The organism is Nocardia sp. NPDC056000 (genome assembly GCF_042269265.1).
Lineage (GTDB): Bacteria > Actinomycetota > Actinomycetes > Mycobacteriales > Mycobacteriaceae > Nocardia.
The window spans coordinates 450,366-470,357 of the sequence record NZ_JBHJXS010000004.1; the positions used below are offsets into that span (position 1 = coordinate 450,366).

A 19,992-nucleotide genomic window follows, 5' to 3' on the forward strand; every position below is an offset into this window, starting at 1 on the left:
CCACACCGCGCTACTGTACCGAATCCGAGACTGTTTAGTTTCAGAACGAATGGTCCGGGAGATCGAACGGGGACATCAATGACGAAGTCCGTTGCCCGAGTGGGCGTACTCGCGTGCATCGTGGGGATTGTCGCGTCGTGGCTGGCCGTGGCACCCGCCTTCGCGGACGAAATACCCTCCGGCGCAACAGCGCAGAGCGTTTTCGACGGATCCGGCCCGCATCAGGTCGCCACGCCGACGGTGACCAATCCGTGCCAGGAGTCGGTGGTCGGGATGATCGCGCACATCGTGGTGCACACGTTCGGCAATCGCGATGATCTGCGCTGCACGCAGGCTTTTCCGTACGGGTTGCAGTCCCCGGTCGGGGTCAATACCTACTACCCGGCCGATATCGCTGAAATGGGCAGCGCCCCAATGATTCTGTTCGAGGGTGGCATCACCTCCAATCCCGGAAACTACGACACCCTGGTGCGGCAGTGGACGAGCCAGGGATTCGTCGTGGTGGTCGCGTACGACTTCTTCAACTCCCTGGCTTATGTGCCCGCTATCGGATTGGCCACGGCGGTGATGCAGAACCGAGATCCGGCTTCGCCGCTGTTCGGCCGAATCGATCTGAGCCGCACCGTATTGGCGGGGCATTCCGGCGGCGGACAGGCCACATTGCAAGCGGCCGCGATGTTCCCGCCCATCGCGGGCCTGGTCGATCCGGCGCTGAAAATCATCGGCCTGCTGGCCATCGAACCCGGACCGCTGGCGGTCGGTGCGATGGTCGGGATGCCGACGCTGTTCCTCACCGGCTACAACGATTTCGTCGTGCCGGACTTCGCGTGGGTGCGGTGGTGGGAATACAACCTCATGGGCGGTACCCCGGCCTGGATCGCGAACGCCCGTGGAGTGAGCCACTTTTCGCCTGTCGACGGACCGGGTGCGTACCGATCCGCCGGGACAGCTGTCGCCTGGCTGCGATACCTCGCGTTCGGCGATGAGACCGCGAAACAGTTCTTCATCGGCCCGCAATGGCGGCTCCGGGATGATCCGGCCTACTTCCGCGTCGAACGCAATGCCGCGGCCGACGCACTGCAATGATTCCCACGCTGACAAGGAGTTTCGAGATGACCAGCCGTCGCGCTGTCATGTTCACCGGTGTGGCCACGGCGATGCTGACCGCGTTCGCGCCGGTCGCGGTGCCCGCGACGGCCGCCACCGGCGATACCACCTGCGCCGAACCCCTTGCGGGGCAACCATTGCCGCGCGCTACACCCGCGCAGGTGAGCATGGATCCCGCGGCCGTCGACGCCGCCCTGGATTTCGGAGCCGGAGCGGGCGGGGTCGCGGTGCAGATCTACCGGCACGGCTGCCTGGTCGGTGACCGCACCCCCACCGGGAATGTGCCGCTGCCACTGGCCAGCGCCTCCAAGGGCGTCAGCGCCACGGTGATCGGGCGGGCGGTCACGCTGGGGTACTTCGGGGTGGACGATCCGCTCGGCAAGTTCTTCCCTGGCGCGGACCCCGCACACGCGAATATCACTGTGCGACAGGTACTCACCCAGAGCACCGGTCTGCATTTCAGCTGGCCCGCCGATATCGCCGGGCTGTACACCGACCCGGTGCTGCAAACCCTGGCCGAACCCGCCGATTTCGAACCCGGCACCACCTTCCAGTACGCGCAGAACGTGATCGCGGTGCTGTCCAAGATCGTGGAACTCACCACGGGCAGCGACTTCCAGGACTTCGCGCAGCGAGAGTTGTTCACGCCCTTGGGAATCGCCCGCGAGAACTGGGTGTGGCTGCGCGACCGCAGCGGCAATACCGCGCTCAATGGCGGACTGGCCATGCGGCCCGACGATCTGGCGCGGCTCGGGCGGCTCATGCTCCAGAACGGCACCTGGGGCGACCGGCAGTTGATCGACGCGGACTACATCGGTCAGGCCACCACCGGGACCGCGGCCAATCCCGGCTATGGATTCCTGACCTGGCTCAATGCCGGGGACACCTATCGGGGCACCGAGGTGCCGTCCGCGGTCGCCTACGACCGTCCGCAGTTCCCCGGCTCGCCGCGCGACCTGTTCTCCTTCGAGGGTGCCCTGGGTCAGTTCGTCACCATCGTGCCCAGCCGCGACATGGTGATCATTCGCATGGGCGTGCCGCTGCGGATCAACCTCGCCAATCCCGTGGGCATGCTGACCGGCAGCGGCAATCCCGACAACAAAGAGCTGTATCAGCGAATCACCGCCGCGGTCACCGACATTCCGGCCGAGCCGTACGTGAACCCGTACACCCTCAGCGATCCGCCGCTGCCGATCCACGGGCTCGATGATCTCGGCAAAGTGATCGATCCGGTCGCCGCGGTCAGCATCCTGCTGGGTGTGGGACCTTACGCCTCGACCGCGTGCAATATCCTGTGGTGCAACGGAAAACCGGTTCCGGTGGATGTGTTCCGACTGCTGCTCGACGTCGGCGGACAGGTCGTCGGTGCGCTCGGTGCCCTCGGCAACTATCAGCGATGAGCGCGCCGTCAGTCTCCGGGCTGGAGCGCCCCGGTGATCTCATCGGCCAGTAGCAGCATGGCCAGACCGTGCCCGTGCTTCTCACGCCCGTGCTTATCGCGCCGGATAAGCGAGATGATGTTGTTGCTGAAGGCATCTCGGACCTGACGGAATGCCAGGCGTCCGTCGCGCAGTTCCTCGGCGACATCGAATTCGCTGAGGAAGGCCACGGCCTCACCGGAGACCGCGAGGCGCTTCATGGTCTCGATCGAGTTGGTGTGAAAGGCCGGTTCGATCGCGAGGTCGGCGTTGGCGAAGGCTTCGGCGACGATGCCGTGCATGAGCATGGAGCGGTCGGCGAAGATGAGCGGGTACGGGGTGCAGCGCGCGAGCGGGATCGTATCGAGCTGCGCCAGCGGATGATGCGGGGAGACAACGACTCCCAGCCGGGTATTCATCTGCCAGCACACCTCGACCCGTGTCGATGACGGCACGTTGAAGCCCAAACCCAGGTCGGCCTCGCTGTTTTCGACCGCGTGCAGAATGTCCTGGGTGCCCATGGTGCGAATCGAGATGCGCACGCGGGGATGGCGGGCGCGGAAACTCGCTGCGGCAGTGGCGACTACACCGCTGGCCAGCCCGGTCATCGTGGCGATCACGACTTCACCGCTGCCCAGCGCGTGCAGATCGCGGATGTCGGCGACGGTTTCGCGGTACTGCTGCAACGTGCCTCGGATATGCGCGAGCAAAGCCTCACCCGCCGGGGTGGGCCGCATGCCGCGGGGCAGGCGCTCGAACAGCGGCTGATCCAATTCGGCCTCGAGCAACAGGATTTGCCGGTTGATCGCCGAAGGCGCGACATGCAACCGCGCGCCGGCCGCGCGGATGGATCCGAGGCGTGCCACCTCGTCGATGTATTCCAGCAATCGTGAATGGAGCATGGCGCACCTCCTGCGCGGAAGTGTACGAAAAAAGTGCACACATCGCGCGAAAACGGATGCTTGTGGGCAACGGTGTGGTCGAGTTCCATCAGTACCAAGGCACGGGACACCGCACAGCGGCCCCGTCACCTGCAAGTACGTGAACACGACGTGAGGACCGCCAATGCTCGATTCGACGACCGACAACCCGCTCGCAAACGCCGATGTGGCCGCCCAGGATGATCACGTGCGCACGATCTTCGGCATCCTGGAAGGCGAGCGGGAGGCGGACCTGCTGCTGCGCAATCTCTACATTCTCGATGTGCACACCGAAAGCGTGTATCCCGGAACGCTTTTGGTACACGGTGAACGGATCATCGCGCTGAATCCGGACGAGTCGATCGTGCGGTTCCGGGAAGAATTCGACGGCCAGGGCCTGTACGCGATTCCGGGTCTGATCGACGCGCACCTGCACTTCGAATCCCAGCTCGCGCATCCTGCGGCGTTCGGCGAGGCGATCGTGCCCAGCGGAACCACCACGGTATTCGGTGAGACGCTCGATTTCGCCAGCGCGGCGGGGGATGAGGCGGTCGAGGCCGCGCGGGCGCTGTTCTCCGACCATCACAAGCTGCCGTATCGGCTCTATGCCTTCGCGCCGGGCAAGAAGACCTCCACCGAGGTCACCGAGGCGATGCTGGAGATGGATCCGGTCATCGGGCTGGGGGAGTTGGCGCACCTGTCGTATATGACCGGCAATGCCGACGACTTCCGCAAATCCGCGCTCGGGCGCGCCAACGCGGGAGTGGTGAACTGCCACTGGGGCGTCACCGCGCTCTCGGACACGCTGCTGAACTACATGCCCGCGATCGGCGTCGACAACAACCACGATGTCTGGAACGAGGACGACATCGAGAAGAGCGTCCGCTACGGGCTCAACACCCAGATCAAATTCGGTGTCGGCAGCCCCGAGGTGATCCGAACCATGTTGCGCGCCATCGTGAAACGGCGCTGGCCCGCGGAGAACTTCCAGCTCTGCGCGGACAATATCTCGGTGGATCGGGTGCTGCGGCTGGGGCATATCGACTGGGTCATCTCACTGGCCATCGAGATGGGGATGCCGCCGATCCAGGCGATCAAGATGGGCACGCTGTACACCGCGCGCTCGTTCCATCGCGACCGCGATCTCGGCTCGCTCAGCCCGGGGCGATTCGCCGACATCGTGCTGACCGACAGCCTGTCGAAGATCAACCCGCGCTTCGTGTTCAAGGGCGGCAAGCTCGTCGCCCAGGATCGCAAACTGATCGCCCCCGCCGGTATCGACTATTCGGTGCTGACCAAGCAGGCCCGGCCCGGACTCGGTGATTTGCGCTCGGAGCAGCTCGATCTCGTGCCGCTCGAGATCTCCGAGGACGGCACTCAGGCCAAGGTGCTGCTGTTCGATGTCTACGGGCGCGGGCATCTCAAGTTCGCCCAAGAGGTCTGGGTTCCCTTCCGTGACGGCGTGGTGGTGCCCGAATACGAAGGCGCGCAACTGAATCGGATATCGGTCGTACAGCGCTACACCGACGGTGAGCGGCACGTGGTCAACGGATTGTTCAAGGGCGTCTCGATCGAGCGCGGTGCGGTCTCCACCTTCTGGCCCGCTCCCTCTGCCTATTTCGTGGTCGTCGGTTCGGACAGCGCGGAGATGCACGAGAACCTCTCGCAACTGGACGCCCTGGTCGGCGGCTGCATCGTCACCGAGGATGGCGAGTCGAAAGCCGTTCTGCCCCTGAACTTCTACGGCGTGATGGCCGATATGGACCTCGCCGAACTCGTCGAGGCCACCCGCTCCATCGACGATGCCCTCGCGAAGCTGGGCAACCACAACGAAGGTGAGCCGGTGGTGAACAAGCTGCTGACGCTGTTCATTTCGCTGGACCGCTTCGGTTTCATGAAATAGCAAGGGATGCAACGGTTATGCAGCACGACAACAACACCGGAGTCATCGACACCGGAAACAAGGTGCGCCGCTGGATCACCTACGTCGCCGGAATCTACATCCTGACCCTCGGCCTGAGCCTGGCCGTGCGCGCCGGCATCGGCATCTCCCCGCAGAGCAGCCTCACCCGCACCATGACGCTGGTGCTGCCGCCGCTGACCCAGGGCAACTTCAACCTCATCCTCGAAATCATCATGCTCATCGCGACATTCCTGGTGAGCCCGAAGACATTTCGCGCCGCCAACCTGCTCGCGATGATCCCCGCCCTGATCCTGGCTCTGCTCCTGGACTTCAACCTCTCGCTGACCACCTGGATCCACCTCGGGTCCTACCCACCCAAACTCGTTCTGCTGTTCTTCGCCGACGCCATGCTCGCGTTCGGGCTGTTCCTGATGATCCGCGCCAACCTGGTCCTGATGCCCATCGACATGTTCGTCAACACCCTCCAGCAGAAAACCGGCTGGAAATGGGGCAACATCAAGACCGCCTTCGACTGCACCCTGCTGGCACTGTCCGCAACCATCGGCCTGCTCTGCCTGGGCGCACCCCACTTCATCCGCGAAGGCACCATCATCAACGCCATCCTGGTAGGCCAATACATCAGGCTCTACTTCTACCTCCACAACAGGTACACAACCCGAAAGTCCACCGCCCCAGTCATATCCAATCCCATAGCGGACTGAGATCCCTCGATGCCGGACAGGCCCACTGTCCGGCATCGAGGTTTCGTGTGAAGTCGCCGAGTCCGGCGGAATGCTCAAGTTTGGGAATGCTTGTGGTGATGCGGTGTTGTACGGTCTCGACAGGTGCCCGTTAGAGGATCTCGACCGTTTACGGGACACGAATCGATACCGACGGCGGCGCGGAAGTACCAGCCCGAATGTTCGGAGAGAACGTGTTTATCGCCTTCGTTACGGTCAGCATCCTCGGAGTGCTCTTCAACGGTGCCGCCGCCGTGACGTATCTGATCGGCCACGAGTACCCCAAAACCCAGGCGGATATGAAGGGTATCCCGCGCAAGTACGTGCCTGTGCTCGGCACCTTGCTGGCCGCGGGCGCCATCGGACTGCTGGCCGGGCTGGCGGTGCCGATACTCGGAACGCTGGCCGCTATCGGCCTGGTGCTGTACTTCATCGGAGCGATCGCCGCGCACCTGCGGGTGGGCTCTCGCAATATCGTCGGCGGAATCGTCTTTCTGGCCACCGCGATTGCGATTCTCGTATTGGGCCTGAGCTACCACGGCGCGTGGTGAGACCACCGCACGGGTGAGCCGATCGACCGCGGCCGTAATATTGGTACCGGCGATCACAGCGTGAATGAACAGGCAAACGGTGGAGGCGAAGCATGACCGACGAGGAGATCGTCGTCTCGTTTGCCCTGACCAGACTGGACAACGCGAACCACGACCTCGATCTGGAAGAGGTTGCCGCGCTGGTGGTGCGCCGCCTGACTCCCGATCAGATGCTCGACCTCGCTACACGCAACCTCGCTGTACGAGATGAGCTACGCGGAGCGTTGTTCGAATCCGCGGTCGAGCAGGTGCTCAGGATCGTGCTGTCGGCCCGAGGGCCTGTCGACTAACGAACCGACGCAGGTCGGCTGCGACCCTATTCGCAGACGGACCCTCAGCTCGAAGCCGTTGTCGTCCAGCAATTTCCGGCGTTCGTTCGGGGAGCGATCCAACTACTCGGCAACGGCCGCGCTGATGTGGTCGGCGGAGTAGGGAAGGCCGGCGACAACCCGGCCCGGCTTCCAGACCGGCGGTTCGGTCGCGAAACCGCCGTCGGGCTGCAGCCTCGGCGGCTGCTGCTCGAACTCACCGGGCATGATGATCGTGGGACAGGCCGCGATCACCCGGGCCGTGTCGTGAGCTCGGACGTAGGTGGTTGCCGCGGTCGACGACATCGAAGGCACGCCCGTGGGTGCCCAACAGGTCACGATGGACTCGACGCGATAGGCGACGTCGGTGTCGTTACGGCAGGTGAACCCATCGCAGGACACCCCTTGCGCCAGTTCCCGCGCATTCGCCGTCGCCGCGCTCAACCCGAGGGCGGTGGTGAACAGCGCGGTGGCGGCGGCAACACCGAGGATGCGACGGCTTTTCATATAGCGAGCTCTTTCTCTACGTTGTTCCCGACCGCCCGGCATACCGTTCCCGGATGCCAATTCGTTTCACTAGCTATCGAACTTCTTCCGGGGTTCTCGAAACGGTGAACCACGTAGGACCCAACGCCGAGCTGGCGATGAAGCCCTTCCGTCGAGCCACAGGTGTTGCGATGGCCGCCTGAACCCGCGGGCATTGCCGCGCTGCTGAGGCCGAGCGGTGTTGAGCCCATTGATCTTTCAGGAACGCTGGCAGCGTCAGCCGTTGTAGACCTCATCGATCCGGACGACGTGGTCGGTATCGATGACGATCTGGGCGATGGGCGTGATCTGTCCCCATCGTGCGGCCGTGGCTTTCATCAAATCGAGAGTGCACGAGGCGGTGCCGGTTGGCCCGCTCTGGCAGATTGTGCCGTGCTCGGCAGTGATAGCGACATGTTCGGACACCCGGACGGTCATACGGTCGCCACATGGCTCCAATGCACCCTGTGTACCGGGCAGATTGACGTGGTGGGTCATGCTGTAAGTGAGCGTGCTGTCCGCTGACAGGTCGAGCAACGCGACGATATGGGTGCCGGGAGCGGTCGCTCCAGCGGAATTCGAACACGGGCCAACGAGTTTGACCGCGGCATCGCTGCTCGCGATGGCTGATCGGCTATTTCCCGTCGTCTCTGCCGGCGATCCTGGCGACGGGGTTCCGCATCCGCCCAACACAAGAGCCGCCGCCAACGTGATCAGCGAGATCGGTATGGGCCCAACAAGTTTCACCGCGTGCTCCTGCGCTCGATCGATGACGGAGCCGACAACCCTGGTCCGGATGGAGATCCGGCCAGTCGGATGCCAACTTCGTCCGCTGGGACGATAGTCGGTTGCCTTGAGGCCGCGCATCGGCATTGATAGCGCGTTCTGTGCGCATGGGCGCCAGTCGGGCCGATCAGCGATATAGCATCGTGGTGGCCCTGCGGTGAAAGCGCTTACGGTGCAGTGGATGTGGCAGCAGACCAGAGGGGGAGCGGCGTGCGTTGGCGTCGATGCGGGGCTGTACTGGCGCTGACGTTGGTGTGGGCAGGGTGCGGTAAGGACCCGAAGCCGACTGGACAATCACCGATCGCCGCGGTCGATCGCTGTCATTCGCAGGACTTGGCGGTGCAAAGCCATCTGGTGTCGATCACCAACGACGATCCCGTGATCCAACACGTCATCGCGGAGTTGAGGCTGACCAATGTCGCCGGTCGCAGCTGCTCGATCCAGGGTTACCCGGAACTACGACTGCGCGACAAATCCGTTGTGGCGCTTGCCGTCTCGGTGCACCATACGGGTGCACCGACGCGAACGGTCAGCCTGCCGTCCGGCGCACTCGCAGTCGCCGTCCTGGCATACGACAATCCCTCCGGCGTGCCCGCTTGTTCCGCTGCGGTAGGCGTGATGGTGACGCCTCCGCAGGAGACCGGCGAGTTGTCTGCCCCGATCGACTACTGGGGCCCGCTGGCATGCGGCACGAACCCCATCGAAGTCGCGCCGATCGCTCCTGCTGTCTACAGCACCGCTCCTGCGGTGCTGAGCCCGCTACCCTCATGTCGCACAGCTGATCTCACGATGACGGTAAGGCCGGACCCCGGCGGTACCGGGATGAGCCATGCGGGATTCGCGGTGGATTTCACCAACCACACCGAACATGATTGCCTCATCGCGGGTACCGGGCCGGACCTGCAGTTGGTGGACGCGGGCCACCAACTCCAATATCGGAGAACATCTACCATTGCCCCGCCGCAGAGCAACCCCGGACCCACCGTGATCCCGGCAGGCGCGACCGGCACGATGCACGGCCGATACGTCGACGGCCCCGTGTGCGCCATCGATGGCCGCGAGACCGAGCAGCCAACACCAACCGCATACCTTCGAATCACGCTGCCGGACGATCAGGCATCGCTCGATCTCCCGTTCGCCGCGATTGTCTACTGTCACGGCTCATTCAGTGCCAATGCGCTGACCGCCGACTAGGGCCGAGCACGCACTACCCCAACGTATCTCGGCTAGATGCGGGCGTATTCGAGGCGGCGGCCGCCCAGATAATCAAGCACGAGTTTGTCGGGGCTGATCATGTCGTTGGCCACGTGGCGATCCGGATGCCATAGGTTCGCATCATGAGGGTGCGCATCCAAGCTGGCGACAAGCCGATGACTGTGACATTCGAGATCCAGGGCGACGAGCGACGACTCGCGGCGGGTGACCACATGATCGTGGAGTACGACAGTGCCGATGGCCTCACGGACGATGTTCAGGTGGAACACAGTCAGGAAGGCATCACCGTCTACACACCATCGAGCCGATGGCGAGTGTGGTCTTCCACTGGTATCGAGATCACTCCCTGACCGCGACGCTGGCCTGCTCGACCTATCCACCAGATCCCGATCCTCGGGAGCGTGCGGCGGATTACCCTGCGGTCTCGCGCTCAGCGAGGAAGGCATCGAGCAACTCGAACATCATCGCCAGCAGGTGCGCCTCCTGCTCCGGGGTGCGGTCGACGCCGAATTCCTTGTCCGGCAACGCGATATCTTCGAGCAGGGCCCACCAGACGAGGTTGATTCCGCGGCCTTCATTCTTGACCAGCAGCCATTCCTGGAAGCCGTCCAAGCCCTGCCCGCCATGGTGACGGGCCGCGAAGTCGTACCCGTTCAGAAAGCTCACCACATCGCGCACAGTCCCGCCGCTGACATACATGCCGGGTCGCTGCGCGAACAACCCGAGGTACTCACGTTCGCTGAGCTCGCTCACATCGGTGATCTCGCGCCCGTTCACCATGAGAGTGCTAGTGGCCCCGTAGGACAGGGGTGGGCTGTCATGTTCGTGCATGCGAATACCCCATCACAACTGAGCGAGATGGGCACGTTCCCGCAGTGCCCGAGACGACCTCAGCGCGTAGATCTTTCGAACCGAACACTTGGCGATCTTGGGGCGCTGCTTTGACGCTAAGGTGTTTGGGTGATCAACAATCGAAAGGGCAATGCCGCGTAGGCGCCCCTCAGCGTTACGGGCCGAGTACTCACTCCGACCCTGCAATCGCTACCTCACCATCGACCGCGTCTCCGGATCATGTACTGCCGACATTCGCCGCCTCGAACGAATCCGGTTCGGCCCCAACACGACTGCGGTGGCTTACCGCTCATGGCGCGTGTTATCGGGCTGCCCAGCTCGCCAGATCGTCGGCAAGCTCGTGACCACGGCTGCGACCTTCGCGAATGCTACCCGGCAAGTCAGTGCGTTCGCTTTTCCGGACGCCCCAGTTGACGCGAGGCCCGCGCTCAGTGCGATGAGCCCGAGCTGTTGAAGGGCCAGGGCGGAATCGGTCCGTTGTCGACCACCACGTTCTCGTACCGCATTCCGAAGATCGGATTGTCCTTGCTGCACCGGCGCTCACGGTCATACACACAGCGCTCGTCGTGAGAACCACAGTTACCGCCTACGGCCGTGGTCAGATGCGGGGGAAGGTAGGCACGCGCTGTTTGCTGTTTTCCCAGACCGCAGTCGAAGATCACGTCCATACGGTAGGTGTCGTCAGTTTCGTTGCGGCACCAGCGGTCAGTGCACGAGACCCAGGGAGCCAGCACCACCGGCGTGCCTGCGGCGGCCTGCGGTGCGGCCACACTGACGGCAATAGCGAACAACGAGCTGGTGATGCTCAACAGGGCTGTCAATCGGTGCGGCATACGGCTAGAAGCTACAAGCCGTCCCGGACTGGGCGGTATAGGGCATATGCCCCAATTCGATTCGGGCAGTGGCCCGTTGTTCATCGCATGGAGTCATTCCTGGCCCTGTGTGATCACAGTGACGATGCTGTCGATAAATCCGACTGGCCGCAGGAGTGTGTCGGTCCCCGCCGTTATGGTCCGGGCATGGCTGAGCTACCAAACAAATCGGTCCTCGTCCGCACGTGGTTCGGTGACGACCGCGCGTGGGGTTCTCTGGTCCGAGAGGTCCTGACGCCCAGCAGAGAGGGATTCCTGGCCTACACGACTGTGGTGAACGACCCGGAGTTCGAGGGACTGAGCCCCAAAGCGCTGAAGGTGAAGCATCCGGGCGGGGCGATCGTGTCCTTCCTCGCCGACGAGACCACCCTCACTCACCCGGAGCATCCCCTCCTGGCGGTCTGGATCCTGCCACCTCAGGATTACGACCGAGGCGACTACCAGTCATTCCGGGTCGTGCCTGAAAAGCTGTCGAGCGTGGACACCAACATCAACGACGCGAACCTGGACTGGCGGGACTTCGCGGACCGCGTGGACTCGGACGGCATCTACCGCGGGCAAGCGGATGCGAAGGAATGCGATTTCGAGTTCAGCGTGCGCTGCATCATGGCTGATCGACTGGCACATTTCACACCGGGGCTCGCCGAATCGATTCGCATCGCCGAATCCCCGGACGAAGGCGCGAGTATGGCGGTCATTTCCTGCGCGGACGACCCCCGGTCTGTCCGTGAGCAGTTGACCTCGCTGCGGTCCTATCCCGAAGCGCTGTCTTGGGATTGGGTGGCCGCCTTCGACGCCGAGCATGCCGACAACGATCGAGCCGAATACATCACAGCGTTTCTGGAAGAGATCGGTGAGCATGCGTTCGCCCTCGGAGTTGTCCTGGCGTCGCTGAGTTCCGACGAAGACTTTTACCTGGTCTTCGTGACGCCGGCCCAGTTCGATGAGCTGTCGCGACTTTTCACCGCACACAGGATGCGCGCTGAGAAGATGCGGCGTGGCCGGAGGCAGCTCAACCAGGAGCAGTCGGCCGTGATCAGAGAATGGGCGTCACGCCGCGGCCACAAGGTCACAGCCCGCGGGATGATCAAGGCGACAATCGAAAGCCCTGACGCGCTCGAGGCGACCGAGCCGGGTCCACTCGCCTGATATTCGGCGCCCGGAAATCGGCTCATACGCCAAAGCCCAACGCACGCGAGGACATTCAACCGGCGGCAACTCGAACCCGCCTGGAATCGCCAATAGCGGACGTCTGCGCCCTCAGTTCGATACGGCCGCTCGACATGTCGTCGCAATGATCTTGCCGTGCCCCTAAGACTTGGGGCGATCTCGAGTCCATGCGCTCAGGTAACTTCCATGCGATCGCCGCACCTCGGTCGGCGCGCAGAGGAAGCACACCACATGTTCACCAAATCCTTTGCGGCCGCCGCCCTCTCGGTAAGCGCCGCAACCGTTCTCGCCGCACCCCCCGCCACCGCCGACCCGGTCAATTGGGGCGCGGTGTCCCTCAGCGCGTGGGGCAACGTCTACGCGTTCTCGGTCAACCACCCGACCGAAGCCGACGCCATACGAGCCGCCGACCGAACGTGCAAGGGACAAGGCATCATCGACTGCCGCATGATGGTGACATTCGCCAACGGCTGCGGTGCGGTCGTGACGAGTCCGCTCGCGATCGTCGCCGGGTTCCCGATCGTGGGCTTCGGTAAGGGCGCGACCCCGGGCGAGGCATACGCAGACGCGACCCGCAACCTGCCCACCGGCACCGGAAGCGCTGGCTCGTTCAATCGCGAACATGCCTGCACCCAGCTTTGATCTGGTTCCAGCACGGTCCTCGACATTGTGGTGCGTTGCCAGAGGTTTGGATGACCTCGGACGGTTGATCTTCGAACGTGTGGCGTGGCCGATCCAAACAGCGCGCCACGCTGCAGTACAGGACGTTTCGATAGCGGTTCGGCCGGCCCCCTGGGTCTGGTCGGTCGGAAGGTCGGCTAGGGGATGACTGGTAGATCGTGGAGGGCATTGCGAAGATCGTCCAGTTGCCGGTAGTGCACCGCGATCATGCCAAGGTCCCGTGCAGTCGCAACGTTGATCTCGGTGTCATCGATGAACAGGCAGCGGTGAAGAGGAACACCGATCTGCTCGCTCGTAATCTGATACACCCGAGGGTCTGGTTTGGCGTATCCGATTCGGGCGGTGTTGATCAGAATGTCTGCCAGTCCGCTCAAGCCCTGCCGAGTCAAGTCCTGCTCCAGTCGTGTGGTTCCGTTGGATACCAGTGCAACTGTCGCGGCTTCGCCAGCCCGGCGTAGGAGTGTGACCGCGTCGTCGTTGACACGCGGCTCCAATTTCGACCATTCGTTTACCGCAGCGTGCGCGCGCGACACGGATCCGCAAGCGTGGGCAATATCGGCTGCGACTGCTGCCCGCCATTGTTCGTCGGTGATTTGTCCGGTGATGGCCGGGAGCAGGCGATCGGGGGCGAATGCCGTTGCGGCGAGTGTGCCTACGGCAAGTTGGTGGCCACGTTCGATGTCGTCGGCGGGCGGCCAGAGTCGCAGCACGCCATCGATGTCGCAAAGCACGGCGTCATAGGCCGGTGCGGCCATAGTGATGATCTCCTCGACGTTTCCCGATGCTGCCTCGCATCGGTTTCACGATCATCACACGCGACCCATATCGCCGCGACTTGTCAGTTCTCGCGGTACAGCGGATGGTTCGGGCGAGTGAAGCGAGAACCGCTGTAGGGCAGTAGATCTTGATCGGTGACAGCGCCGTGCCCGCGGGCGAAGTAGTGCGGATACGTCCTTAACTCAGCAGTTCAGCGCGTTCGATAGACCTCAGATGATTTCTGCCCGTTAATCTTTCGCGGCCTCGCGCTGTCCGGTTCGGTCAGCGAGCCAACTTGAAACTGCTTGGGATGCAGCGTTGATGCTACGAAGCCTCGTGTAAACGGCTGTTCAGCACCTCGATCCATGCTGCCCCGGGCCCATCGAATTCGATTATGTCCTTCATGCAACACACCTGCTCCAGCGACCAGTATTCCGCGTCCATGATCTCGGTGTCGACGTCGAGTTGATGCACTTTGATGAACGCCTCGATGGACTCATCGTCCGTCGCCAGTTCCAACTGCTCGAACAGGGTGTTCAGCGTGTACGGTTCCGGAGTCACATCGGCCCTCGCTCGTTTTGTGTTGTACATGAAGGCGATCCGGGCCAGAGTACGACAGCCCGATCATCGGCAGAAGAGTGCACCAGGAAGCGTTGGCAGCCAAACAGTTTGGACGGCCGACCAACGCGCGGGTCGCGGCATGAGGGTGCGTTCGGATGGGTGCGGCGTGTCCGGTTCCGAACGGCCCTGTAGGTGGCAGAGCAGTTCGTTTTCAGAGGTCGCTATCGTTTGTAGTCGTTCTGGTCCGATCGGATTTGCAGTTACCTCGGTCTGGAGCTGACGTGGCGACGGACGGGACGGAATGGCTGAACTCTCACTCCGCATTCCAGCGATGCCGGACAGCACGGGGATGCTCGGGGTAATCGATCCCAGCGCTTACCATCCGACGGTCGATGATCATGACAACTGGCCAGCGGTGTTGTCGCACTTCGACCTCGAGATGAGTAGACGCACCCTGCTGCTTTGGGCCACGGGCGCCCAGGACAGTTGGTCTGTCGATGTCTCGGTGTCCCCGGTGGATCGGGGAGGATCGATCCAGATGCAGGCCCGAGGTCCTATCGCTGTGACAGCGGGCAGGCTGGTGTTGGTCAACAGCGAGATGCTTCAGACGATCGCCCAGTGCGAGAGCGAGGATCTCTGGGACGACCTGAACTGGTACGAGAACAGGTTCGAGCTGCCGAACAGCTCCTACGTGTGCACGGTGACAATGCTCGGCAACTCGGAAGATCTCACTGAGGCGGGCAGATTCCATCTGCAGTTCGAACCCGGTGAGGCCACGGTGTGGCAGGAACCCGCTTGGTTCGAACGTTGGCGCTGGTAACGCGGTCAGACGACCGCTCGCTATTCGGCATGTGCGGACACCCCGCCGGCCCGAGATACCCCGGGGCCATTGCCCTTCAGCTAGGCCGCGCTGGCCGCCGCGGTCAGCGCGGTATGCGGCAGTTGAGTACGTTTACCGTTCGATTTGCGGGCCGTCGTTGGTCGAGGGGTTCTTCAAACTCTCGGGAAGGAGGCTTAGCAGCGCAAGTTCGCTGTCCTTTGCAGGAACAGCAGCGACGCCAAACCAGTCGGCCGCGGTCTCAAGGTGCTTACGGCCCCAATGGACTGCTAGCTCCTCCTTGTAGACGGGGAGCGAAGCAAGTTTGCCCGTATCGAGTAGGTGTTGAAAGTCAGGATTGAGCGGAAGACCAGCCGTGTCGCATGCCTCTCTCCCCTTCTGAGTGGCCTGGCCAGTTCGATACAGATTGATCGAACCAGGTTTCCAGTGCGCCAGCTCATCCCGTGCATGAACAAGGAGGTGGACACCAAGGCCCGGGTGCTTTCGGGCATACAGGCTACCTACCAGGGCATAAGGCGTCTGAACCTCCGGAAATGGGCATACCTCCCACAGCCTGGCCGTCACAATGCCCACAGCGGTGCGATCGACCATGTCAATTGCCAGCCAACCCCAGTACCAACTTGTGTGGCGCGTGGAATACCTGTGCGCGGCACGAATCTCAAGCCGCTCGTAGTTGCAGGTCATCCTTGGAAGTTTGCCGTTATGCCCGAAAGCGGGCTGTGCGCCACGCGGTGGAAAGTGCTGTAGCCCTGAGGGATTCCACTGGCGAGATTGGCAGCATGAAGTATCCGCTAGACCCGATCGCTCGTCGGCAGTTCAGTACGTTCCGTCGGCCTCGGATAGCTACCGCCAGTTGATCTTCCGCCGCGCAGCGCTGGCCGTCCCGAACAGCGCGCCACGCGGCAGGAGCGGACGTTTCAGGGCTGTGTCTGGACTCGGTGTGGCGCTCAGTCCTTGGCCTTACCAAGCCAACGACGAGCCTGGGGATCGAGTGGCATCTGGATGATGGTGGAGACCGCTTCAAGGTGTGGTGGCTCGATCCATATCCCCACTGCCCGTGGCTCCGGATTACCGGCGAGAGCGAAGATTCGAGGGATCAGTTCCTCGGGGACCTGCCGTACTTGGCGGTCAATGGCCTCGCTGGTGCGGGCTCCGTCGACGGTGTAAGTACTGATCACTTCCCAAACGAATGGAGCGTCGGAGGGTTGAGTCCAGGTGTCGCACAAGCGGCACCCGAACTCACCTCGGAAGACCTCGTGCCGCAGGCATCTGTCGAGGAGATACGGTTTCGGCGCGATGGTCCAGTCCCCGAAGTCGGAGCTGATCGTCGGGGTTGGACGAAACCTGGTGAGCATTTGCGTGAACGCGCCGAGGTTGTAGTCGATCGATGGCGTGTAGTGCAGCTTCTCCCAACCGGTTCGGCGGTTCGCGCGGTCGAGCAAGACGAGGAAGAAATCTTGCTCAGCCTGGCAGTCCTGTGTCCACGGAAGCTCAGCCAGGTCGAACCCGCTGATACCGGCGCGGAACCGCTCCAGGTCGCAGAAGTGCAGCACCAAATGCTGCTGCCAGACCGTGCGCGCCATTGACGAGCCTGCCAATGCGATCACATCGCAGAACACGTCGGTGCCGCCGTTGGTCATGTAGATATCCAGGCCCAACGCATCCGCGCTGAAATGGTTGCCCACAGCCGAGAACCCTAGTGGTGCCAGCAGGCTCGGCAACCACGACACTTCGCGCTGCATTCGGCATTTCCGTGCCACTACTGAAGGCCGAGCAGCGTTCAGCCCATTGATCTTCCGGTGCCACGCGCTGGCCGGTTGGGTCAGCGCGGGAAGCGGCACGAGCGGCTGTTTTGCCGGGGTCACATGGCTGACATTTCAGGGTCGCCGATGATCTCGAGACCGACCTGCGCGGCCAGCCAGCGGGCTCGTTCGGGATAGCGCTGTGCCGCGTGGATATGCACGGTGTGGTCAGGGCTCGGCTCATCCGGCCAGATGGTGAGGGCGTTGATGCTGAGCGTGATGTACGCGCATCTCCCGGATGAGTCGAGTTTCAGCTCCGGAATCGGCGGCCAAGCCGTGAAGTCCCATCGGATAGCAGCCATTTCGCTGCCGATGGCTTCCAGCGCCGAGTGAAGATATTCCGGTGGCACACACCAGTGTGAGAAGTGGATCGGCAAGCTGGTGTAGGGGTCGTCGCCCCTGCGCGACGAGGGACTGTCTACTTCCGTTTCACGCTCGGGATCGATGCACCACCAATCAGCCTCGGGCAACACCGCCAACAGACGTGTCAGTGCCTCGGGGGTGGTGACCGCGATGTCGAAGTCCAGTTCCAACTGGCTGGTATCAGCCAATGCCAGCAGTTGGTCGACCACGCGCAGGGCCTCGGCGAGGTCGGGCGTCCGGTGTGCCGGAAACGCGTACGAGTTACTCATTGGCAGGAGTTTTGCAGCAGTACGGGACTGCATGCCATCGCATTTCATATCCGGAACTCGGCAGAACAGTGCGTTCTGCTGACCTCGGGATCAACTCAGTCCACTGATCTTTCGAGGAAACGTGCTGGCTGCTCCTGTGCCTTGGTCAGTGCCACCAGGCCACCGGCGACCGCTCGCATCCAGAGGGTGTGATGCCACTCTTTGGCATCGGGTTCCTGCTCGGTTGTGATCACAGGATTCGGGCCGGTTTCGATGAGAAGCAGCAGAGTCCACGCGAGGTCGATATCGATGTCGAACTCGCCCAGCTTGGGCCGACCGGTTACCGCCCGCTTCGTGTGTTCGACACCGTCTTCCGACCTCGACCCGGTGCTCACCCCGTCTCTCATCAACGGCCTGTGATTAGCCGAGCAGTGCGCGTTCGGGGCGATTTCATTCTCCGTAAAACCTGTTGGCGAGCCACGGCGACCACTGCTACTTTGCCGGAGGCCGTGCAAGAGACCGAGGAGGTGGTAGCCGTGAACGCAGTATCGACATGGGTGCTCCCCTCGTGGGTCATGGTCGGGCTATAGGTCGTCGTCCGGGAGCGCCGTTCACCAGCACTCCCGAAAGGCAACATCTGTGAACTCTCCTCAGTTCACCCCGTCGTCGAACGTAACGGTCGAGCGCGATGTCACCTCCGGTGACGTCCCCGGCCTCCGGTCGCGGGCCTCCGGCAGCGAACGCTCGCCACTGACATTCGATGTGATCATCGCCGGGTGCGGCCCGACCGGTTTGATGCTGGCCGCCGAACTGCGGCTGCACGATGTGCGAGTACTCGTTCTGGAGAAAGAACCTGAGCCCGTGTCGTTCGTGCTCATAGTCAGTCTGCATATGCGCAGTCTCGAGCTGATGGCGATGCGTGGACTGCTGGATCGCATGCTCGAACGTGGAAGACGGCGACCGGTTGGCGGTATCTTCGCCGCCATCGCCAAACCCGCGCCCGAGGGCCTGGATTCGGCGCACGCCTATCTGCTGGGCATTCCGCAGGCGGTCATCGTTCACCTGCTCGAACAACATGCGATCGCGTTGGGCGCGCAAGTCCAACGCGGCTGCGCGGTGGCCGGTTTCGAGCAGAACAACGAGGGCGTGACCGTCGAGCTGGCCGACGGGGAGAACCTGCGTGCGCGTTACTTCGTCGGCTGTGACGGCGCGCGCAGTACGGTGCGCAAACTGCTCGGCGTCGGCTTCCCCGGCGAACCCTCACGGAATGACACCCTCATGGGTGAGATGGAAGTGGGTGTGCCGCAGGAAGAGGTCGCTGCCAAGGCGGGCGAAATCTATGCGACCAATAAGCGTTTCAGGCTCCAGCCCTTCGGCGAAGGTGTCTACGGCGTCGTGGTCCCCGCCGCGGGAGTCAGCGATCGTGCGGAGCCGCCCACTCTTGACGATTTCAAACAACAGTTGCGCGCCATAGCCGGAACCGATTTCGGCGTGCACTCCCCGCGCTGGTTGTCTCGCTTCGGCGATGCCACTCGGTTGGCCGAGCGTTATCGGGTCGGGCGTGTGCTGCTGGCCGGCGATGCGGCGCACATCCACCCGCCCTTCGGCGGACAAGGCCTGAACCTGGGCGTTCAGGACGCGGTCAACCTCGGCTGGAAACTGGCCGCACAGATCCGCGGCTGGGCGCCGGAAACACTGCTGGACACCTACCAGATCGAACGTCATCCGGTCGCCGCGGACGTACTCGACAACACCCGTGCCCAAACGGAACTGCACTCCACCGAGCCAGGTCCTCAGGCGGTGCGCAGGCTGCTTACCGAACTGATGGACTTCGACGAGGTGAATCGCTATCTGATCGAGAAGATCACCGCCGTCGACATCCGTTACGACTTCGGCGAGGGCCCCGACCTGCTTGGCCGCCGCCTGCCCGACATAGATCTGAAACAGGGCCGCCTTTACGGTCTGCTGAATCGCGGCCGAGGTCTGCTGCTGGACCGCACCGAACGCCTGACAGTCGGCGGTTGGTCAGACCGGGTCGACTACCTCGCGGATTCCTCTGCGGCACTGGATGTTCCGTGCGTCCTGCTGCGCCCCGACGGCCATGTCGCCTGGCTCGGCGACGATCAGCAGGACCTGGACAGCCACCTCACCCGCTGGTTCGGTCAGCCCGGCACTGATTCCGCGACGGAGCAACCGAGAGCCTGTGAGGAGGATCGAACGGCCGATAGGGACTGACCATCGGAATGCATGTGAGGCGGCCAGGCCGCCTCGATTCGTCCGAAATTTGGCGTTATCGCGCATAGTCGAAGGCTGAGCGCCGTTCAGCCCGTAGATTTT

23 protein-coding genes are annotated in these 19,992 nt (G+C 63.0%); 12 read left to right on the top strand and 11 right to left on the bottom strand.

The window, feature by feature from the left end:
• The first annotated feature begins 78 nt into the window (after window positions 1–78).
• Together ACFC4D_RS14425 and ACFC4D_RS14430 are read left to right on the top strand one after the other, a co-directional pair.
• Window positions 79–1,086: an alpha/beta hydrolase gene (locus ACFC4D_RS14425; protein ID WP_376063290.1), complete on the top strand. Its 1,008-nt coding sequence runs from the start codon at window positions 79–81 to the stop codon at window positions 1,084–1,086.
• Window positions 1,087–1,112: 26 nt separating this feature from the next.
• Window positions 1,113–2,507, top strand: coding sequence for a serine hydrolase domain-containing protein (locus ACFC4D_RS14430; protein ID WP_376063292.1), 1,395 nt, complete (start codon window positions 1,113–1,115; stop codon window positions 2,505–2,507).
• A gap of 8 nt (window positions 2,508–2,515) precedes the next feature.
• On the opposite strand, the gene ACFC4D_RS14435 is transcribed toward ACFC4D_RS14430, so the two are convergent.
• The gene (locus ACFC4D_RS14435; protein WP_376063294.1) at window positions 2,516–3,427 is read right to left on the bottom strand and encodes a LysR family transcriptional regulator; all 912 of its coding nucleotides are present in this window, start codon (window positions 3,425–3,427) and stop codon (window positions 2,516–2,518) included.
• A gap of 163 nt (window positions 3,428–3,590) precedes the next feature.
• On the opposite strand from ACFC4D_RS14435, the gene ACFC4D_RS14440 reads away from it, so the two are divergent.
• The 4 genes from ACFC4D_RS14440 (at window position 3,591) to ACFC4D_RS14455 (ending at window position 6,968) form a co-directional block, all read left to right on the top strand.
• The gene (locus ACFC4D_RS14440; protein WP_376063295.1) at window positions 3,591–5,348 is read left to right on the top strand and encodes an adenine deaminase C-terminal domain-containing protein; all 1,758 of its coding nucleotides are present in this window, start codon (window positions 3,591–3,593) and stop codon (window positions 5,346–5,348) included.
• Between the two features lie 17 nt (window positions 5,349–5,365).
• Complete coding sequence (locus ACFC4D_RS14445) at window positions 5,366–6,070, top strand: YitT family protein (protein ID WP_376063296.1); 705 nt, start codon at window positions 5,366–5,368, stop codon at window positions 6,068–6,070.
• Between the two features lie 212 nt (window positions 6,071–6,282).
• Complete coding sequence (locus ACFC4D_RS14450; protein WP_376063297.1) at window positions 6,283–6,639, top strand: DoxX family protein; 357 nt, start codon at window positions 6,283–6,285, stop codon at window positions 6,637–6,639.
• Window positions 6,640–6,731: 92 nt separating this feature from the next.
• Window positions 6,732–6,968 (top strand): hypothetical protein, encoded by a 237-nt coding sequence (locus tag ACFC4D_RS14455; protein WP_376063298.1) that lies wholly within the window; start codon window positions 6,732–6,734, stop codon window positions 6,966–6,968.
• Window positions 6,969–7,070: 102 nt separating this feature from the next.
• On the opposite strand, the gene ACFC4D_RS14460 is transcribed toward ACFC4D_RS14455, so the two are convergent.
• Window positions 7,071–7,493 carry a hypothetical protein gene (locus tag ACFC4D_RS14460; protein WP_376063299.1) on the bottom strand — a complete coding sequence of 141 codons (423 nt, stop codon included), beginning with the start codon at window positions 7,491–7,493 and terminating at the stop codon, window positions 7,071–7,073.
• Window positions 7,494–7,748: 255 nt separating this feature from the next.
• Complete coding sequence (locus ACFC4D_RS14465) at window positions 7,749–8,258, bottom strand: hypothetical protein (RefSeq protein WP_376063301.1); 510 nt, start codon at window positions 8,256–8,258, stop codon at window positions 7,749–7,751.
• A gap of 291 nt (window positions 8,259–8,549) precedes the next feature.
• Between ACFC4D_RS14465 and ACFC4D_RS14470 the strand changes: the two genes are divergently transcribed.
• Together ACFC4D_RS14470 and ACFC4D_RS14475 are read left to right on the top strand one after the other, a co-directional pair.
• Window positions 8,550–9,491, top strand: coding sequence for a DUF4232 domain-containing protein (locus ACFC4D_RS14470; RefSeq protein WP_376063683.1), 942 nt, complete (start codon window positions 8,550–8,552; stop codon window positions 9,489–9,491).
• 143 nt (window positions 9,492–9,634) lie between these two features.
• Window positions 9,635–9,862 (top strand): hypothetical protein, encoded by a 228-nt coding sequence (locus ACFC4D_RS14475; RefSeq protein ID WP_376063303.1) that lies wholly within the window; start codon window positions 9,635–9,637, stop codon window positions 9,860–9,862.
• 61 nt (window positions 9,863–9,923) lie between these two features.
• Here the strand turns inward: ACFC4D_RS14475 and ACFC4D_RS14480 are convergent, their stop codons facing one another.
• The gene (locus tag ACFC4D_RS14480; protein ID WP_376063304.1) at window positions 9,924–10,343 is read right to left on the bottom strand and encodes a hypothetical protein; all 420 of its coding nucleotides are present in this window, start codon (window positions 10,341–10,343) and stop codon (window positions 9,924–9,926) included.
• 449 nt (window positions 10,344–10,792) lie between these two features.
• Window positions 10,793–11,173 carry a hypothetical protein gene (locus ACFC4D_RS14485; RefSeq protein WP_376063305.1) on the bottom strand — a complete coding sequence of 127 codons (381 nt, stop codon included), beginning with the start codon at window positions 11,171–11,173 and terminating at the stop codon, window positions 10,793–10,795.
• A gap of 210 nt (window positions 11,174–11,383) precedes the next feature.
• Here ACFC4D_RS14485 and ACFC4D_RS14490 point away from each other — a divergent pair, with 210 nt between their 5' ends.
• Both ACFC4D_RS14490 and ACFC4D_RS14495 read left to right on the top strand, forming a co-directional pair.
• Window positions 11,384–12,385, top strand: a complete 1,002-nt coding sequence (locus tag ACFC4D_RS14490; RefSeq protein WP_376063307.1) for a DUF6924 domain-containing protein — start codon at window positions 11,384–11,386, stop codon at window positions 12,383–12,385.
• Between the two features lie 252 nt (window positions 12,386–12,637).
• Entirely contained in the window at window positions 12,638–13,048 is a 411-nt protein-coding gene (locus ACFC4D_RS14495) for a DUF4189 domain-containing protein (protein WP_376063308.1), read from the top strand.
• A 176-nt stretch (window positions 13,049–13,224) separates the two neighbouring features.
• Here the strand turns inward: ACFC4D_RS14495 and ACFC4D_RS14500 are convergent, their stop codons facing one another.
• Together ACFC4D_RS14500 and ACFC4D_RS14505 are read right to left on the bottom strand one after the other, a co-directional pair.
• Window positions 13,225–13,842 carry an HAD-IA family hydrolase gene (locus tag ACFC4D_RS14500; RefSeq protein WP_376063309.1) on the bottom strand — a complete coding sequence of 206 codons (618 nt, stop codon included), beginning with the start codon at window positions 13,840–13,842 and terminating at the stop codon, window positions 13,225–13,227.
• A 325-nt stretch (window positions 13,843–14,167) separates the two neighbouring features.
• Entirely contained in the window at window positions 14,168–14,404 is a 237-nt protein-coding gene (locus ACFC4D_RS14505; RefSeq protein ID WP_376063311.1) for a DUF2789 family protein, read from the bottom strand.
• 301 nt (window positions 14,405–14,705) lie between these two features.
• Here ACFC4D_RS14505 and ACFC4D_RS14510 point away from each other — a divergent pair, with 301 nt between their 5' ends.
• On the top strand, window positions 14,706–15,224 hold the full coding sequence (locus ACFC4D_RS14510) for a hypothetical protein (RefSeq protein WP_376063313.1): 519 nt from the start codon (window positions 14,706–14,708) through the stop codon (window positions 15,222–15,224).
• Window positions 15,225–15,356: 132 nt separating this feature from the next.
• Here the strand turns inward: ACFC4D_RS14510 and ACFC4D_RS14515 are convergent, their stop codons facing one another.
• The 4 genes from ACFC4D_RS14515 to ACFC4D_RS14530 form a co-directional block, all read right to left on the bottom strand.
• Window positions 15,357–15,926, bottom strand: coding sequence for a hypothetical protein (locus ACFC4D_RS14515; RefSeq protein ID WP_376063314.1), 570 nt, complete (start codon window positions 15,924–15,926; stop codon window positions 15,357–15,359).
• Between the two features lie 263 nt (window positions 15,927–16,189).
• Entirely contained in the window at window positions 16,190–16,984 is a 795-nt protein-coding gene (locus tag ACFC4D_RS14520) for a hypothetical protein (RefSeq protein WP_376063315.1), read from the bottom strand.
• 119 nt (window positions 16,985–17,103) lie between these two features.
• Window positions 17,104–17,709, bottom strand: a complete 606-nt coding sequence (locus ACFC4D_RS14525) for a hypothetical protein (protein WP_376063316.1) — start codon at window positions 17,707–17,709, stop codon at window positions 17,104–17,106.
• 62 nt (window positions 17,710–17,771) lie between these two features.
• Window positions 17,772–18,050: a hypothetical protein gene (locus ACFC4D_RS14530; RefSeq protein WP_376063703.1), complete on the bottom strand. Its 279-nt coding sequence runs from the start codon at window positions 18,048–18,050 to the stop codon at window positions 17,772–17,774.
• A 355-nt stretch (window positions 18,051–18,405) separates the two neighbouring features.
• Here ACFC4D_RS14530 and rox point away from each other — a divergent pair, with 355 nt between their 5' ends.
• On the top strand, window positions 18,406–19,890 hold the full coding sequence (gene rox, locus ACFC4D_RS14535; RefSeq protein WP_376063684.1) for a rifampin monooxygenase: 1,485 nt from the start codon (window positions 18,406–18,408) through the stop codon (window positions 19,888–19,890).
• Window positions 19,891–19,992 lie beyond the last annotated feature (102 nt).